A 17,326-nucleotide genomic window follows, 5' to 3' on the forward strand; every position below is an offset into this window, starting at 1 on the left:
TGCAAAACGCAGCGGGCGCCTGACGACTGAGCGACCCGCTCGGAGACCAGTCGTAGCTGACCTGATCTCGATCAAACAGTCGCTCATGGCTGACAATCACACCATCATCGGCAATAACGACGATCCGAGGGGGATAGAGCCAACTGCTGACCCACTTTCCAGCACAATCGCAGGGTACTGAATAGCGATTGCGAGCCAAGTTGATCAGGGATGTGCTGGAAACACGAACCGTGCCCTCTACATAGCTGTCGAAAGGCGTTGGCATCGGCATCATTCCGACGCGCTCCAGTTCCAAGACTTCGACGACGGTAAGGCCGCTGTACTGCGGGTGGATCAGCTCGTACCACCTGGATCAGTTTTCGATCAGCAGCGACTAATAGCACCACATCAGGACGCCCAAGGCGCCAAGCAAATCCTATCGGCATTCCAAATGGCATTCCAACGAAAAAAATCAACCGATATTATTTATTAAAATCAATATATTAAACAATCTGTTCAGATTACCCCGGCTCAGCTACAGCCCCCCCCCCGATCCGGTAGGCTACCGCAGCCGGCGATGGCAAAGGATGTAACTACCCCAACTGCCCCCCTAAACGCATCGTACGCCGCTAACGGCAAGCTGATCCCCTCACGAAGCGCACGAGCATAAGCTTGCTCTTTACCCTTCCCCGGCAAGTAAACCCCCAAGGCTTCAAGCCGAGCCATCTGCTCATCCAACCGTGAAGCAAAGCACTCATCCAGCAACCTGGGAGCAATACCAATCACCAGCATCCCAGCCCCTGGCGATTCACTACCAGCACGAAAATCGCCTGCATCCAGCGACCAATTAGCCCCCGTCACCCCCGCCGCAAGCACCTCAACCATCAACGCAATATTAGCCCCACGACCGCCCCCAAACGCCAGCAACGTCCCATGCAGTGCCTCCCGCGCGCTGTGCGTTTCATTGCCTTGCCCATCAACCGCCCAGCCTGCCGGTATCGCCTCCCCTGCTTCAGCGGCCCGCAGCAGGTTTACGTAAGCAGTGGCGCTGCTAGCTTGGTCAATCGCCAGTAACCGCCCCGTGTCACTGGCGGCGGCAAATGCGATGGGGTTGGTGGAGTACAGCGGCCGGCTTTGGCCGGCCACGGTGAGCAGCGGTGAGCCATTGGTGAACGCCAACGCAACCAGGCCCTCGCGCGCCAGGCGACGGGTGTAATAGCCCAACTCGCCGCAGGTGAACGCGTTGAACTGCGCAAACAGGGCGATACCCAGTTGATGCGCATTGCTGCACAGCGCTGGGAAGGCGCGATCGAACCCCAGTTGCGCGATGCCTCGGGCGGCGTCGCAGCGGATCATGGCTGGCGCGACCTGGGTCACGATGGGCTCGGCAGCCGTGGCGATTCGGCCGGCGGCAAAGCCGCTGAGGTAGTCAGGCAAATGGCCGAAACCGACTTCGTGTTGGCCATGGGCCTGGGCTGATACGGTGGCGTTGGCAAGCGCCGTGGCCACGGCGTAGCTGGTGCCGTGGGCCAGGCACAACTGCTGTGCGAAGGCGGTGGCATCGGTCAGCGACAGGCGCTTTTCGGGTTTGTCGTCGTCCATGGGGGCTTCGGTGCTCTCGGGTTGAAGGTGTGCCGCAGCCAGCGAACCTGCAAGGGCGGCGGTAGCCGCGAATGAACGATAACGCGTCATTCCTGAGAGCTCGCGGTGCGTTCATTCGCGGCTAAAGCCGCGCCTACGGGATTTGATTACCTTTACTGAATCATCCTGGGCTCACCTACTTTTGCAGCCTCGCGGTCCAGGCCAAACGAGGCGAGGATTTCTGCGATTTCGCCCGAGGCATGCAAGGCCTGGATGTTCTTGCCCAGTGCCTCGCCCAGGGCGGCGTTGGCCTTGGTGTACGGGAAGGCGCTCTGCCCGGGCTCAAGCGTGGCCTTGACCCGTTGATCGGGCTCGGACACCTTGATGCTCTTGCCGGGGTAGCCGCCCTTCTGCTGCGAAGACACGGCCACCGCGAAGCTGTCCGCGCCAACCTGGATGCGCCTGGACGCCAGGTCCTGGGCCATGGCCACGGGGTTCGGGTAGAGCACCAGGTTATCGCCAAAGGCTTTCTTCAAATCGTCCACCCACAGGTAGCCTTGCACGGTGCCGATACGCTTGCCATCCAGTTCGGAAATCTTCGTGTAACCCTCATCCGAAATGATGCCCATCACGTCCAGGTACAACGGTGCCGACAACCCCAACGCCTTGCTGCGCTCTGCCGTGCGATACCAATCACCGATGCCGACATCGGCGCGCTTTGCCACCACTGCCTGGACGACGGCTGCCGTGTCCACCACCATGGTTTTGACTTTCAGGCATTCGCGCTCGGCGATGCGCTTGATGATCTCGCCGTCCACGCCGCTCAACTGGTTGTTCGGCCCGGGTATCGAGTAAGGCGGGAAGACATACGCCGCCACGGTCAGCACACCCGGGGTGATGGTTTCAAACTGGTTCGCGGGGGTGCATTCGGCCAAGGCGTACGGGGCGCCGGCCAAGGTCGAGCACAAGAACATCCAACGGGTAAAACGCTTGAATGAGCGAGTCATGACGTCACCTTTGCAATAAGAGAGCAGCAGCCGAAATCGGCGCGAGTGGATTTATTGTTATGGCTGGCTGGGGGCCAGTCTTTTTTCCAGCGCTGCCACACCCAGGGTCGCAGGGGCGCAGACAGCGGCATACATCAAACCGGCCAGTATCAGCACCGGCATGTACTCGAACGTGGAAGAGCCAATGGAGGACGCCCGGCTGACAATTTCTGGCAGGGCGATGGTGAAACACAGCGACGAGGCCTGGAACATCATGATCGAGAACCCCAGCAGCGATGGCAGGGCCACCCGCAAGGCCTGAGGCAGGATCACAAAGCGCAGCGCGTCGAACCGGTTGAGGCCAATCACTTCGGCGGCCTCGGTTTGCCCTGCGGCCACCGACTCAATGCCACCGCGAATGATTTCACTGGTGTAGGCGGCCGTGCAGTACGCCATGGCCAGCGCAGCAGCCCAGAACGAGGTCAGGGTGAGGTTGACGCTGGGCAGGCCAAAGTAGAAATACTGCAGCAGGATCAACGCCGGTGCGCCACGCCCCAGCTCCACCACCACCAGGGAGGGGTAACGCAACCAGCGGCTCGGCGACGAAACGCCCAGTGCCAGCAACAGCCCCAGCACAACGCCCAGGCCCAGGCTCACGGCCGTGACCTGCATCGACAGCACAAAGCCCTTCCACAACTCCGGCAACCATTGCATCCACATCGTCAGCAGTTCGCTCATCGGGCAATCCTCTGTTTCAACGTGGCCGACAGCCAACGAGAGAACAAGGCCACTGGCACGCTAAGCACCAGGTACACCACCGCCGCCGCGCTGTAGACGCTCAGGCCCTGAAAGGTTTGCTGTGAAACCTGGTAAGCCTGAAAGCTGATTTCACCAACGCCAATCGTCGAGGCCACGGCCGAATCCTTGAGCAGGCCAATGGCGTAGGTGGCTGAGGTGGGAATGGCGATACGCACCAACTGCGGCAACACCACATCGAAAAACCGTTGCGGCGCCGACAGGTTAAGCACATAGGCGGCTTCGAACTGGCCGGCGGGAATGGCCGCGAACGCACCGCGGTACACCTCGGACATATGCGCCGCCGTGATCAACCCCAGGCCAACCACCGCTGCGGTAAACGGCGACAGGCTGATATAGCCGCCACCGATGCCGAAGAAGATGAAGAACAGCCAGACAATCGGGGGGATTGAGCGCAGGGTCAGTACCAGCATGGCAGCCAGAATGCTCAGCACCTTGAACCTGGACATGCGCAGGGCACAGATGGGAAACCCCAGCACTACGCCGACACAGAATGCGAGCACGGTAACGGCAATGGTCCAGGGTATGCCGTTCAACAGCATCATCAGGATGTCTTTCATCAGCGATTCCTCACTGCCTGAAGGAACTGGATCACCCGTTCATGCTCGGGCTCGCGCATCACTCGCTGGCTCGGCCCGTGTTCGATGATGCGCCCGTCAGCCATGACCACCACCCGGTCGGACACGGTTTCGGCGAAGTGCATCTCGTGAGTCACGACAATCATCGACATGCCTTCGCCGGCCAGCTCTTTCATCACCGCCAGCACCTCCAGGCCCAACTCGGGGTCCAGCGCCGAGGTCGGCTCATCGAACAGCATCAGCTCAGGGTCCAGTGCCAGGGCGCGGGCGATGGCGATACGTTGCTGCTGGCCACCAGAGCAGCGCGCCGGATAATGCTGGGCCTTGTCAGCCAGCCCAACGCGTTCGAGCAGTTGCAAGGAGCGGGCGTCGGCTTCTTTGGCGCTGCGGCCCAAGGTGCGGATTTGCGCCAGGCTGACGTTGCGCAGCACCGTCAGGTGCGGGAACAGGTTGAACGACTGGAACACCATGCCAATGCGCCGGCGCAACTTCAGCAGCTCTGTACGGGGCAACGCCTTGCCAGCTTCGATGTGCACGCCATCCATGCTGACCCGCCCCTTGGTCGGCGGCTCCAGTTGGTTGATGCAGCGCAGCAAGGTACTTTTGCCCGACCCACTGGGGCCGATAATGGCCACCACCTCGCCCTTGTTCATTTCAAAACACACGTCGTGCAAAACGGGGTAAGGGCCAAACTGTTTATGAATGCCTTCCAGGCGCAAGAACGGTTCGGCGCTGGCCACCGGGCGCGGCGCCAAGGTGGGTGCGGTTTCGATCACAGTCATGCTGCTCATGGTTTTGCTCCAGCTATCGATCGCCGTCGACCAAGGGTGTGCGCGAGAGTTTGATCGGCCCGTTGGCGCTGATCAGCACCTGCTCTTCGAGCTTCACCCCTTCCCCACCGCCTTGTTCACCGATGTAACTTTCCACCGACACCACCATGTTTTCCTCGAACAGGCCGTCGTACCCCCACTCGGCGAAATCCACGGCGTAGGCGACGCTGGGGTACTCGTCCACCAGCCCGACGCCGTGCAGCATCATCATGTAGCGGTTGTGCTCGAAGCGCTGAGGCACCGGCCAGCAGCGCTCGGCGAACTCGCGAAAGGACAGGCCCGGGCGCAGCAGTTCGACGTTGTGGTTGATCTGCTGCGAGGCGATGTCCAGCAAGTCGCGTTGGGCCATGGTCGGCGCCTTGCCGGGGCAGATGAAGCTGCGCGAGATGTCTGAAAGGTAACCGCCGGGCCCGACCATGTCGGTGTCGAAACAGACCATTTCACCGGCCTTGATGACCTTGTCGGTGGCGTCCTGAAACCACGGATTGGTGCGCGGCCCGGAGCTGAGCAGGCGGCTTTCGGCCCACTCTCCGCCGTGCGCGACGTTGGTGCCGTGCATGATGCTCCACAGCTGGTTTTCAGTAACCCCCGGCACCAGGCTTGTGCGCATCCGGGCAATGGCCAGGTCGCACACGCCCATGGACACCCGGTGGCTGGCCACTTCTTCAGCCGATTTGATCAAGCGTGCCTGCTCCATCAATGGCTGCGCATCGAACAGTTCAATGCCTTGGTGTGTCAGGCGCTGCGCGCCCCAAGGGTCGCAGCGGTCGACCGCCAAGCGGCGATTGCCGCCACCGTGGCGGGCTATCAGGTCCGCCACCTCCTGTGCCCAGCGCTCGGCTTTTTCCTGCACGCGGGGGCCGGCGAGGAAATACAGCCAGGGAATCGCCGGGCGAATTTCATCGATGGTTTCAACGTGCTCGCTGTTGTGCCGGCTGCTGGTGAACTCGAACAGCACCACCGGGCCGTCGGTGGCGACAAACACATAACGGCTGGGCGAGTGCATCACCCACAAACCAAGGTTATTGGTGTCGGTGGCATAGCGAATATTGATCGGATCGGCCAACAGAATGCCGGCGTAATCCTGGGCGCGCAGTTGCTCGCGAATGCGCTCCAGGCGGTAATGGCGCAAGGCTTTGCGATCGATGGCGGCATACGCATCGAGTAACGCCGTGTCGACCGGCGCGATGGCATGTTCAGTGACCTTGGCATCGCTGCGAAAGCGCAGGTCGCGTTCGGTTAACGCCGTGAGCAGCTCAATGGAATCAGAACCCGTTTGCATGCAACAACCTCCGCTGAGTCAGACCAACTTTCGGGGCAGTAACTAAAAGGTTTCTAAATCTGGTGACGGCTGTCTTTATTGTTGTGGGCGAGATGCGGCAGCTAGAGGTCCTTGACCAGCCGCAGGGCATCGTAGATGGCCGCATGGGTATTGCGCGACGCCACTGCATCACCAATGCGGAACAGCTGGAAGCGCCCTTCGGGGTTGCTGACAACGGTTTGCGGTTTGCCGACAATCAGGTCCATGTACTCCAAGGCACCTTCGTTGCTGGCCAGGGGTTTGAGGTCGAAATACAGCTCGTCCAGCGGCCGGGTGCCGTGGTTGACCACCACCTGATCCACCAGGCGCGTTTTGGTCAGGTCGCTGTAATCGGTGCCGATCGTGGCCAGCAATTGGTCGCCTTGTTTCTCCACGGCCTTGAGCCGGTAGGTGACGGTAAAGGTGGTGTCCAGGTGCTGTAACGCGCGCATGTAGGGCACCAGGTTCATGCCCATGACTTCTGGCGCGAACGAGCGGTCGGGGGTCATGATTTCAGTCTTGGCGCCACTGCGGGCTATGAATTCGGCGGCTTGCAAGCCAGCGTGGTCGCCCGCGTCGTCGTACACCAGCACATTGCGCCCAGGCTTCACGTCGCCGGAAATGATGTCCCAGCTTGAAACCAGAAACTGATTGCCGTGCTCCAGCACTTCGGTGTGCGGCATGCCCCCAGTCGCCACGATCACCACGTCGGCATTTTCATCGAGCACAATCGCGGTGTCTGCCCAGGTGTTGAAGTGGAACCTCACGCCAAGGCGCTCGCATTGCGCCATGCGCCAGTCGATGATGCTGATCATTTCCTTGCGCCGCTCAGACTGCGCAGTCAGGCGAATCTGCCCGCCAGGTTTGTCCGCTAGCTCGTACACCACCACCTCGTGGCCGCGCTCGCCTGCCACACGTGCCGCCTCGAGGCCGCCAGGGCCGGCGCCGATAATCACCACTTTGCGCTTTTGCACAGCCTTGGGTATTTCATGAGGCATGGTGGTTTCACGCCCGGTCGCGGCGTTGTGGATGCAGTAGGCCGCGCCTGCGTTGTAAATGCGGTCCAGGCAATAGTTGGCGCCTACGCAAGGGCGGATATCGTCTTCACGGCCTTCGATGATCTTGCGCACGATGTGCGGGTCGGTCATGTGCGCGCGGGTCATGCCGACCATGTCCACCAACCCCGAGGCAATGGCATGACGCGCCGTGGCCACGTCGGGAATTTTTGCTGCATGGAAGGTCGGGAAGCCGGTCAGCGTCTTGATTTCGCCGGCAAAGTCCAGGTGCGGGGCATTGCGCATGCCCTGGATCGGGATGATGTCGGTCAGCCCGGCGTCGGTGGCGATGTTGCCGCGAATCACATTGAGGAAGTCGATCATGCCACTGTCTTTCAACAGTTGAGAGATCTGCAAGCCCTCCTCTTTTTGCAGGCCTCCGGCGAGCACTTCGTCCCCGGTGTAGCGAATACCGACAATAAACTCCGGGCCCACGCGTTTGCGAATGGCCGTGAGCACATCGAAGGTGAAGCGCAGGCGGTTTTGCAGCGAGCCGCCGTACGGCCCTTCCAGTTCGTTGGTCAGTGGCGACCAGAACTGGTCCATCAAGTGGCCATAGGCTTGCAGCTCGATGCCATCCAGGCCGGCGGCCTTCATGCGTTCGGCGGCATCGGCATAGTCGCGAATGATGCGGTCGATATCCCACTGTTCAAGCTGCTTGGGGAAGGCGCGGTGTGCGGGTTCCTGATTGTGGGAGGGCGACACCACCGGTAGCCAGTCGCCTTTGTCCCAGCGGGTACGCCGGCCCAGGTGAGTGAGCTGGATCATCACCGCTGCACCATGTTCGTGGCACTCGTCGGTCAGGTCTTTCATCCAGCCGACCACTTCGTCCTTGTAGGCCAGAATGTTGTTGAACACGGGTGGGCTGTCACGGGAGATCGCGGCGGAGCCTGCGGTCATGGTCATGGCTACGCCGGCTTTGGCACGTTCAACGTGGTAGGCACGGTAGAGCTTTTTCGGCATCCCATCTTCCGGGTAGGCCGGTTCGTGGGAAGTGGTGATGATGCGGTTGCGCAGGGTCAAATGCTTGAGGCGATAAGGCTGAAGTAGCGGATCGTTTTTCATATCGGTCTCGCAAACAGGTCATCAGGCACGCCGACAATATGCCCCCATGTACACAGGTGTCAATACTCTTGACGATGGTGTACAGTTACCACAAAGCGCACATTGAAAAGGGAAGAGATGCCCATGAAAGAAACCACCTCAAAGGCGGAAGCAGCAGGCCGAGGCTCACTGGAAGGCTGGCTTAATGCGGCCTATGAAAGCCTGACCGAGTCAGGTGTTGATGCCGTGCGAGTGATGCCGCTGGCCAAAAAGCTGAATTTGTCGCGCACCAGCTTCTACTGGTTTTTCGAAGACCGCGATGCCTTGCTCGTGGCCTTGATCGAGCAATGGAAAAACAAGAACACCTTCAACCTGGTGACCAAATCCCAGGCCTATGCCGAGTCCATCACCGAGGCGATTCTCAACGTCTTCGACTGCTGGCTGAACAGCGAATTGTTCGACTCGCAATTCGAGTTCGCCATGCGCAGTTGGGCGCTGCAGTCGCCGGAGGTGGCGCAGGAAATCGGCCAGGCAGACGCGCAACGCGTCGAGGCATTGCGGCAGATGTTCGACCGTTTCGGCTTTGAACACGATGCTGCGATTACCCGCGCCCGCTCCATCTACCTGACGCAAATCGGCTACATCAGCATGAAAACCCGGGAGCCCCTGGCCCAGCGCATGCGCTACATTCCCGAGTACCTGAAGATATTCACCGGCAGGGAACCGGAAGCTCGTGAGCTGGAGCGCTTTTATCAGCGCAACGGTTTTAGCGGCGCCGATTTGAAGGTCTAAAAACACCGGCTCACAAGTGAGCCTCTTTGAAGATACGGGGGTTCATTGCAAGCGTCAGGATCTTGCGCACCTGTGGGCACGGGCTCACCCGCGAACAGGGGCGCAACCCGTGCCATCCCCTACCCGCCTTACCAGCTATAACTCACCTTCGCCGTCACCTCCCGCCCCGGGTTGTAGTAATTCGCCGTCCCCGACCCCACCACATGCTGCTCGTCAAACAGGTTGCTCACGTTCAGCGCCAGGTCGGTCCCTTTGGCGATCTTGTAGTTCAGCGCCGCATCGAACAACGTGGTCCCATCGCTCTTCTTGGTATTGGCAGCGTCCATGTAGTACGCCCCCACATACCGCGCGCCCAGGCCGACGCTCACGTCAGTGCCAGGTATGTCGTAGTAGCTCCACAGCGATGCGGTGTGTTTGGGCGCCGTGGTGAACTCATTGCCCTTCAAGGAAGAGCCGTCATACAGCGACCCGCGCAGCACCTCGGACTCCATGTAGGAGTAAGCACCAATCACGCTGATGTCTTGCGTGACTTGTGCCTTGGCTTCCAGGTCAAGGCCACGCACGCGTGACTCGCCCACCGTCTGCTGCTCGATGATGCCGCTTGGCAACACCACGGCAATGGTGACGTTCTCTTGGGTCAGGTCATAAACAGCGGCGGAGAAGAGTGCGTCCATGCCCATGGGCGAATACTTGATGCCCACTTCGTATTGCTTGCCGGTCTGCGGGGTAACGCCCACTTGCGGGGGCGAGACGGACTCCACCATGCTCACGTAGGTCGACACTTCATCGTTGACGATATAGGTCAGTGCCGCGCGGTAGGAGGTTTCGGAGAAGTTGTCCTTTTCCGTCTGCTCGCCACCGATGTACTCCTTGCTCGACAGGTCCATCGAGTCGTTACGCACGCCTGCGGTCGCGATGACGCGGTCAAAGAACGACAGGTTCTGCTGCAGGAAAACCGCCTTGGTGGTGGCGTCATTCTTTTTGCGGGTATAGGGCGTGATGCCGCCAGGCACGCCGGTAAATACCGGGTTGGCGATGTCGATGGAGGGCGCCAGGCCGTAGACCGAGCTCTGTTTGGTCGTCGAGTCGAGGTACTCGACGCCCACCAGCGTGCTGCTGTCGATGTGCTCGAACTGGGCATCGTACTGCAGCATCAAGTTGCCATTGAGCTGGTCGGCATCGCTGTCGGTGCCGAAGACGTAGCGTGGAATGGTGGTGCCAACACGCGAGGCGTTGTCGCTCAGGTAGACATAGCCGAAGTCATCGGTCAGCTCGCTGTAGCGCAGGTTGCTGCGCAGGGTGAAGCCGTTGTCGAAGTCGTGGGTAATGTTGCCGCTCAGGCTGGTGCGCTCGACATCGTGGAAGTTGTAGCCGGGCTCGCCGTAGAAGTCGCTGCGGTCGTATTCCTTGTCCAGCGGGTAGCCACCGCTGTTCGGCGAGCTGTTGGTCTTCAGGTAATCCAGCACCACCGTGGCCGAGGTGAAGTCGGTCGGCGCCCAGGTCAGGCCGCCCATGACGAAGCGGTTGTCGTCCTGCGAATGGTCGTACTCGCGGTCGCTGTTCTGCATCTTGGCCGTGAAGCGGCCGGCCAGGGTTTGTTCGTCGTTCAGTGCATCGCCTACATCGATCCCGGTTTCGGCATGGTCATAGGAGCCGTAGGTCACGTAGCCTTGGCCAAACTTCTCGAAGCGCGGTTGCTTGGTCACGAAGTTGACCGAGCCACCCGGGTCTGCCGGGCCGAACAGGGTGGAGTTGGCACCCCGCAGAATTTCGATACGCTCGTAGGCGTAAGGGTCTTCGCGCACACCGCGCATCGAGCTGAGGGTCAGGCCGTCTCGGTAGGTGGTGGCCTGGAAGCCGCGGATCAGGAAGTAGTCGTTGCGGTCGTCCGAACCGTAGTAGTCGCTGACCACGCCGGGGGTGTACTGCAGCGCCTCTTCGGTGGTGCTGACACTGCGCTGCTGCATTTCCTTGTTGGTCACCACCGACACGGACGCGGGCGTGTTGAGGATGCTGGTCGCCACCTTGCCCCCTACCCACAGCTCCTTGGCAACCACCGAGTTGGCGTCATCGTCGGCGCTGGCCTTGAACTTGGCATTGATGATGACAGGTGCCAGGCGGTAGTCCTCGGTCGCGCCCAGTTCCAGCGGGCCGGCAGGCTTTGGTTGCGGTATTACCAGGTACGCATTGGGGCCCTGCGGCTCAATCTGCAACTCGGTTCCGCGCAGCAGCGACGACAGTGCCGACCGTGTATCCAGCGCGCCCTGCACCCCGTTGGTATTGCGGTTGGCCACGTTCTGCGCATCGAACGAAAGGCTGATGCCCGCCTCGCGCGCAAAGCGGTCCAGTGCCGGCGCCAGCGGGCCCGCGGGAATGCTCCATTGCTTGAGTGGGCTGTTGTGACCAGCGCTCAAAGGCTGTGCAAGCGACGGCAGTGCGTAGGTGCTGACTGCCAGGCCCAACAGTGCAGCATGCAGGGCACGACTCAAGGGGTGGCGCTGTGGAACCGGGGTAAAACTCATTCTCTCGCTCCGTGTCGGGGGTCGGCGGGCTGGCCTGTAATCCGGCCTTCTCTACATGCCGAACGAGAATGAGAAAACACCTCATTTATTTTTACACTGGGCATCTTGCGCGAACCACCCGCCTACCCCGATACGAAACTGCGTGGTGAATGGCCTTGCGTTGACACAATCGTTGCAGGGAATGGACGGCACACGGGCTGCGAAGCGAGCTTACCCCGATCGACCCGCTTGACCTCAGGGCGCATGGCGTTCTTGGCCATTTCGCCAAGTCGTCCCGCAACGCCCAGCGCTACGAGAGGCAGCAATACCCCGCCCAGGTGTGCGCGGCCTGGGTCTGTATGCCTGTCGAGGCCCTGGCTGCTGGCGCCACGAGTCCCCCAACTGCCTCCGACAGCCCCGCCAGCGAAACAGCCAGCACCCTGGCCCCTGAGGGCTGATCAATTACATCTGGCGCAATCCCTGTAGCGGCCTTGTGTCGCGCATGTCATTCATGGCGCCGGGGCAGATTCGTCACCATCCTGTTCGGGAGCAGCCGACTGCAGCATGTCCATGATGAACCGCTGCGTTTCCGGCAGCTGCTTGCCGAACACCTCATCCAGTTCAGGGGCGACCTGGATTTCGCCTGCACGCAAATCCCTTGCAACCTGGTCCTGGTAACGCTTCACAAAGCGTTGCCGGATGTCCCGCGCTTCGGGGTTATCGCCGTGAACCAGTTCTTCCAGTAGCCCTTGCACCGCCCGCATGAACACCAGGCTGCGCTTGTATTGCAGCTGCCTCAGCCTGGACTGCTCGAGCGCAGCTGCATAATGCATGTCCATCACCTCGAGCCTTGCCTTGAGCAACTCATTACTGCTCTGCAGGGCTGCAAATGCTTCGGACTCGCAAGCCGTCGGTTTAGCCTCAGCGCGCTTGGCCGCGCCGGCGACCTGGGACAATTGCTGGTACATCAGGTCGATGATGGTTTTCTGGCGCTGCACAACAGCCCGAAGCTGCACCGCCTCCTCGAAGTACTGCCTCACGTACCCCCTGAGCGGCTCCAGTTTCTGGTTAGCACATGCCACCCCTGCGTCCCAGCCTTGCGCATAGCCTTGAGAGCGCCCCTCGTCGAAGCCCTCTTTACGACCTTGCTGGCGCCCCTGACTACGCCCGACATGCAGGTTGGAGATTGCATGATCGAGCGACCCGGTATATCCACCATCCAGGCCGCCGCCCGCTCTACCCGTACCCCAGTTATTGTCCATTTCGCCATCTCCCTGGTTCGACGCGTCCCTAAAAAATGCGACGCTAGATTCTGGTCAATGCCAAACCCGATACTGTCGACCGGGTTCAACGCATGATCTTTACCTCGCTCCCAGCTGCTTGCTGGGCCTCGGCCTGAGGCAAGGCAAAATTGCCCAGCCGAGTGCCACGCAGTAACGCCACGCAAACCTGTATGCGCTGAAAGGCGTCACGCCATGAGCTTCAGGACACTGGCTGCAAGTTTCTGAAAACGGTCAAGGACGCCCTGGGTATCCCTGCCCGTTTACGCCAGGTCATCGCCGCCGCCCCCAAGCTACGCATGCAGGTGCATAACACCGCCCGTCATCGCCTCATCACGCATGGTGCGCTGGCAGGTGTGGTCGCAGCGTATCGGTTTCGACCAGGGCAGCGAGCGCAACGGTGAGGTCAGGGGCGGGCGTGGTAGTGACGGCCACTACGAGGGTGAACATCGGCAGATCATCAGCCCTGATTCAACTTCAGAATATGCATCTTTATGGCCTGCCCGGCGGCATCGACAAGGCTCATATAGAACGCCTTGCCCAGGCCGAGCAACGGTGATCCCTTCAATGATTCAGCCGTTGCCTTCAGCGTGATGACGCCGAATTGCTCTGCGATGGTCTCAATACTGCGCTGGCGCTTCCCAGGCTGGTCGTACGGCTTTTGATACCACGTGGCAATCTGGTACTGGGCGTCCTCTCTTTCGAATGCCGCGTACAAGTGCTGGGCCAGCGCAGTAACCGTTTCACGAATCAGCCCAGGGTCGGTATCGTGATTATTCAGCAATGCCTCGAAAGGGGCATTGGCTACCGCCAGAAGATCTCCGATGGTGTAGCCCGCCATCGGTGGAAACACACCAGGCGGCAACTCGACGGCTGCGCCATTCGCTAAAGTTGAACTGCCTTCGTCGTGCATAAAAAGCTCCTTTCTCTTAGCGCGAAGCGCTCTTGTATCCGTGCAAAGCATCCCTGCACGAGAGTGACGAAACGGTGAAGCTCACCACATACTGCATAAAGTCACCAGGCGCAATATTGGCCGGGTACGCGCCTCTGTCGACAGCCGAACGGTGGGTAAGTACGGCATCACAACTCTCCACAGCGGCCAGCACGGGCAGGATGAGTTTACACATGGTCATGCCAGTTTCCTTACTTGAAAAGTCTGCTGGAGCACACCAGAAGAACCGCCCCATGTCTTGCTGCTGAACCTTCGTCTGGCCAAAAAAACAAAGGGCACCCATCCTCGGGTGCCCTTTGCCTTACAGCCAGGTGAACTGAATCACCCCATCGATCGCGCTGCCACCGGTTGCGCATGGCCCCTCGACGTCACGATCCCCAGGAAGGAAATCACGATCGCCAGGCCCAATGTCGAGCTCACTTCCGCCCGATGCTCAGGCGTGTACATCATCACCGCCAGCGCCCCGGCAATGAAAATGATCACCGCCCAGGTCAGGTACGGGAACAGCCACATGCGGAACTTCAGTTCGGTGTTCTCGCGCTCCAGACGGCGGCGCATGCGCAGCTGGGAGATGGCGATCACCATGTACACCAACAGGGCGATGGCGCCGGAGCTGGCCAGCAGGAACTCGAACACGCCCTTCGGCGCGAAGTAGTTGAGGACTGCGATGGCCGCACCGATCAGGGTGCTGCCGAACACCGCAGCACGCGGTACACCGACCTTGGAGGTCTTGTTGAGGAAGGCCGGGGCGTCACCGCGCTTGGCCAGCGAAAACATCATCCGCGAAGCGATGTAGATGGACGAGTTCATGCAGCTGGTAACGGCTACCAGCACCACCAGGTCGACCATGAACGCGGCGTTGGGGATGTTCATGATTTCCAGCGCACGCTGGTACGAACCCACCACCGCCAGCTGCGGGTCGTTCCACGGCACCACCGAAATGATCACGAAGATCGACAGGATGTAGAAGGTGCTGATACGCCAGATCACCGAGCGGGTGGCCTTGGCGATGTTGCGCGACGGGTCGCTGGACTCGGACGCGGCAATGGTCACTGCCTCTGTACCGATGAAGCTGAACATCACAGTGATGAACGCGCCGACCACCGCCGACCAGCCCTTCGGTGCAAAGCCGCCGTATTCGGCCATCAGCCCGCTCAGCCCACTGACCTCACGGTTGGGCAGCCAGCCCATCAGCGCGGCGAAGCCCAGGCCGATGAAGCCCAGGATGGCGGTGACCTTGAGGATGGCAAACCAGAACTCGAACTCGCCGTACTTGGCCACGCTGAACAGGTTGGTACCGGCCAGCAGCAACACCGAAGCCAGGGCGAAGATCCAGCTGTCCACCTGCGGGAACCAGGCGTTCAGCACATGCCCGGCGGCCAATGCTTCGATAGGAATCACCAGCACCCAGAACCACCAGTACAACCAGCCGATGGTATAGCCGGCCCAGCGGCCAATGGCCTGGTCGGCATAGGTGGAAAACGATCCGGTGTCGGGGTGTGCCACGGCCATTTCGCCGAGCATGCGCATGACCAGTACCACCAAGGTCCCGGCCACGAAATAGGAAATTATGGTTGCTGGGCCAGCTGCCGCGATGGCATGGCCAAAGCCGACGAAAAGTCCGGCGCCGATGATGCCGGCGATGGACAGCATCGTTACGTGACGTGGCTTGAAACCTTGTGCAAGGTTGCCATCAGATCCCACGGTGTTCATTGATGTTGTTCTCTTTTTGCTGACACAAGGAAGGACGGGCAGGCGTAGGCGAAAAATATCTCCTTTGAAATCAATAAGTCGACACGTTGTTCGCGCGCTGTTGTTGATATTTGGCACGCGTCACAGAGCAAGGTGTCAGTGCGGTTCGGGGTTCATTTAATCCCCGCATGGCTGTGGGGAATTACACGAGAACGCCACGGAACTGTTCGATCACGACAGGGCATTTCCATCAACGCCAGATGTCGCGAATGGCATATCAGTTCGCGCCACAGGCCCAAATGGAGCTTTTGTTTTTCATTTGAATGTGTGTTGCCTGTGCCGGCCCTTTCGCGGGTGAACCCGCTCCTACAAGGGTGCGGGGCGACGGTACCGATTGGTGGATGCGGTGGCGGCTGCGACGGTGCCGATTGGTGGATGCGGTGGCGGGTGCGGCGGTGAATGACTGGGGGTATTGGGCGGCAGGGTCGGCCTATTCGCGGGTGAACCCGCTCCTACGACGGTGCGGGGCGACACCACCGGTTGATGTAGGAGCGGGCTTGCCCGCGAAGAGGCCCGCAGCCTCAACGCACCAGGCAAGGCCGTTTGTTATCGAAGCTCCAACCCGGAATCAGGAACTGCATCGCCACGCTGTCATCCCGCGCACCCAGCCCCATGTTGCGGTAGCACTCATGGGCCTTGGCCAGCTGGTCTTCATCCAGTTCCACGCCCAAACCCGGTCGTGCCGGCACTCGCACATGCCCGTCGACAATGCGCAGCGGCTCACGGGTCAGGCGCTGGCCATCCTGCCAGATCCAGTGGGTGTCGATCGCCGTGATTTCACCCGGCGCCGCAGCCGCCACCTGGGTGAACATCGCCAGCGAAATGTCGAAGTGGTTATTGGAATGAGAACCCCAGGTCAGCCCCCAGTCGTTACACATCTGCGCCACCCGTACCGAACCCTGCAAGGTCCAGAAGTGCGGGTCGGCCAGCGGAATGTCCACCGACTGTAACTGAATGGCATGGCCCATCTGTCGCCAGTCAGTAGCGATCATGTTGGTCGCGGTGGGCAGGCCGGTGGCGCGGCGGAACTCGGCCATCACCTCGCGGCCCGAGTAACCGTTCTCGGCGCCGCACGGGTCTTCGGCGTAGGCCAGCACATCGTGCTTGTCGCGGCACAGGGCGATGGCCTCCTTCAGCGACCACGCGCCATTGGGGTCGAGCGTGATGCGCGCTTCGGGGAAGCGTTCGGCCAGCGCTGTCACGGCCTCCATCTCTTCTTCACCACGCAGCACGCCGCCCTTGAGCTTGAAGTCGCTGAAGCCATAGCGCGCCTTGGCGGCCTCGGCCAGCCGCACCACTGCTTCCGGGGTCAGGGCCTTTTCGTGGCGCAGGCGGAACCAGTCGTCATCGCTGTCGGCTTCGTTGCGGTAGGCCAGGTCGGTCTGCTGACGGTCGCCGATGTAGAACAGATAGCCGAGCATCTTCACCGCATCGCGTTGCTGGCCCTCGCCCAGCAATGCTGCCATCGGCACATTCAGGTGCTGGCCGAGCAGGTCGAGCAATGCCGACTCGATGGCCGTCACCGCATGCACGGTGATGCGCAGGTCGAAGGTCTGCAGGCCGCGGCCCGCCGAATCGCGGTTGGCGAAGGTATGGCGCATGGCATTGAGCACACGCTGATAATGGCCGATCGGCTGGCCGACCACCAGGCTGCGGGCGTCCTCCAGGGTCTGGCGAATCTTCTCGCCGCCGGGCACTTCGCCCAGGCCGGTATTGCCGGCGCTGTCGCGCAGCACCACCACGTTGCGGGTGAAGTACGGGCCATGGGCGCCACTGAGGTTGAGCAGCATGCTGTCATGGCCGGCCACGGGGACCACGCGCAGGTCGGTGACCACCGGGGTACTGGTGTGAAGGGTCTGCATATTCATGGTTGTTGTCTC

Annotated in this window: 13 protein-coding genes and 1 pseudogene; 1 reads left to right on the forward strand and 13 read right to left on the reverse strand. The window is 60.8% G+C overall.

Going from position 1 to position 17,326, the window contains the following annotated elements; genetic code table 11:
- Window positions 1-7: 7 nt before the first annotated feature.
- The 8 genes and pseudogenes from KW568_RS25325 to KW568_RS25360 all read right to left on the reverse strand — a co-directional run.
- Window positions 8-346, reverse strand: a pseudogene (locus KW568_RS25325) (Mu transposase domain-containing protein); the annotation flags it as partial.
- Between the two features lie 164 nt (window positions 347-510).
- Window positions 511-1,581 (reverse strand): Ldh family oxidoreductase, encoded by a 1,071-nt coding sequence (locus KW568_RS25330; protein ID WP_232435445.1) that lies wholly within the window; start codon window positions 1,579-1,581, stop codon window positions 511-513.
- 152 nt (window positions 1,582-1,733) lie between these two features.
- Complete coding sequence (locus KW568_RS25335; protein ID WP_004576158.1) at window positions 1,734-2,567, reverse strand: ABC transporter substrate-binding protein; 834 nt, start codon at window positions 2,565-2,567, stop codon at window positions 1,734-1,736.
- A gap of 57 nt (window positions 2,568-2,624) precedes the next feature.
- Window positions 2,625-3,284: an amino acid ABC transporter permease gene (locus KW568_RS25340; RefSeq protein ID WP_004576157.1), complete on the reverse strand. Its 660-nt coding sequence runs from the start codon at window positions 3,282-3,284 to the stop codon at window positions 2,625-2,627.
- Window positions 3,281-3,922, reverse strand: coding sequence for an amino acid ABC transporter permease (locus KW568_RS25345; RefSeq protein WP_004576156.1), 642 nt, complete (start codon window positions 3,920-3,922; stop codon window positions 3,281-3,283). The genes KW568_RS25340 and KW568_RS25345 overlap by 4 nt, the downstream gene beginning before the upstream one ends.
- On the reverse strand, window positions 3,922-4,731 hold the full coding sequence (locus tag KW568_RS25350; protein WP_004576155.1) for an amino acid ABC transporter ATP-binding protein: 810 nt from the start codon (window positions 4,729-4,731) through the stop codon (window positions 3,922-3,924). Before KW568_RS25350 ends, KW568_RS25345 begins: the two co-directional genes overlap by 1 nt.
- Window positions 4,732-4,744: 13 nt before the next feature.
- Window positions 4,745-6,052, reverse strand: coding sequence for a Xaa-Pro peptidase family protein (locus KW568_RS25355; protein WP_004576154.1), 1,308 nt, complete (start codon window positions 6,050-6,052; stop codon window positions 4,745-4,747).
- Window positions 6,053-6,153: 101 nt separating this feature from the next.
- Complete coding sequence (locus KW568_RS25360; RefSeq protein WP_004576153.1) at window positions 6,154-8,190, reverse strand: NADH:flavin oxidoreductase; 2,037 nt, start codon at window positions 8,188-8,190, stop codon at window positions 6,154-6,156.
- 123 nt (window positions 8,191-8,313) lie between these two features.
- On the opposite strand from KW568_RS25360, the gene KW568_RS25365 reads away from it, so the two are divergent.
- A complete protein-coding gene (locus tag KW568_RS25365; RefSeq protein WP_004576152.1) occupies window positions 8,314-8,961 on the forward strand; it encodes a TetR/AcrR family transcriptional regulator in 648 nt (215 codons plus the stop codon).
- Between the two features lie 128 nt (window positions 8,962-9,089).
- On the opposite strand, the gene KW568_RS25370 is transcribed toward KW568_RS25365, so the two are convergent.
- The 5 genes from KW568_RS25370 to gudD all read right to left on the reverse strand — a co-directional run bounded on the left by KW568_RS25370 (window position 9,090) and on the right by gudD (window position 17,314).
- Window positions 9,090-11,483 carry a TonB-dependent siderophore receptor gene (locus KW568_RS25370; RefSeq protein WP_004576151.1) on the reverse strand — a complete coding sequence of 798 codons (2,394 nt, stop codon included), beginning with the start codon at window positions 11,481-11,483 and terminating at the stop codon, window positions 9,090-9,092.
- 488 nt (window positions 11,484-11,971) lie between these two features.
- On the reverse strand, window positions 11,972-12,724 hold the full coding sequence (locus tag KW568_RS25375) for a hypothetical protein (protein WP_004576150.1): 753 nt from the start codon (window positions 12,722-12,724) through the stop codon (window positions 11,972-11,974).
- Window positions 12,725-13,202: 478 nt separating this feature from the next.
- Window positions 13,203-13,655, reverse strand: a complete 453-nt coding sequence (locus tag KW568_RS25380; RefSeq protein WP_004576149.1) for a hypothetical protein — start codon at window positions 13,653-13,655, stop codon at window positions 13,203-13,205.
- A gap of 360 nt (window positions 13,656-14,015) precedes the next feature.
- A complete protein-coding gene (locus KW568_RS25385) occupies window positions 14,016-15,407 on the reverse strand; it encodes an amino acid permease (protein WP_259537135.1) in 1,392 nt (463 codons plus the stop codon).
- Window positions 15,408-15,967: 560 nt separating this feature from the next.
- Entirely contained in the window at window positions 15,968-17,314 is a 1,347-nt protein-coding gene (gene gudD / locus KW568_RS25390) for a glucarate dehydratase (RefSeq protein ID WP_003249861.1), read from the reverse strand.
- Window positions 17,315-17,326 lie beyond the last annotated feature (12 nt).

This window comes from Pseudomonas sp. HD6515, assembly GCF_024971855.1.
GTDB lineage: Bacteria > Pseudomonadota > Gammaproteobacteria > Pseudomonadales > Pseudomonadaceae > Aquipseudomonas > Aquipseudomonas alloputida.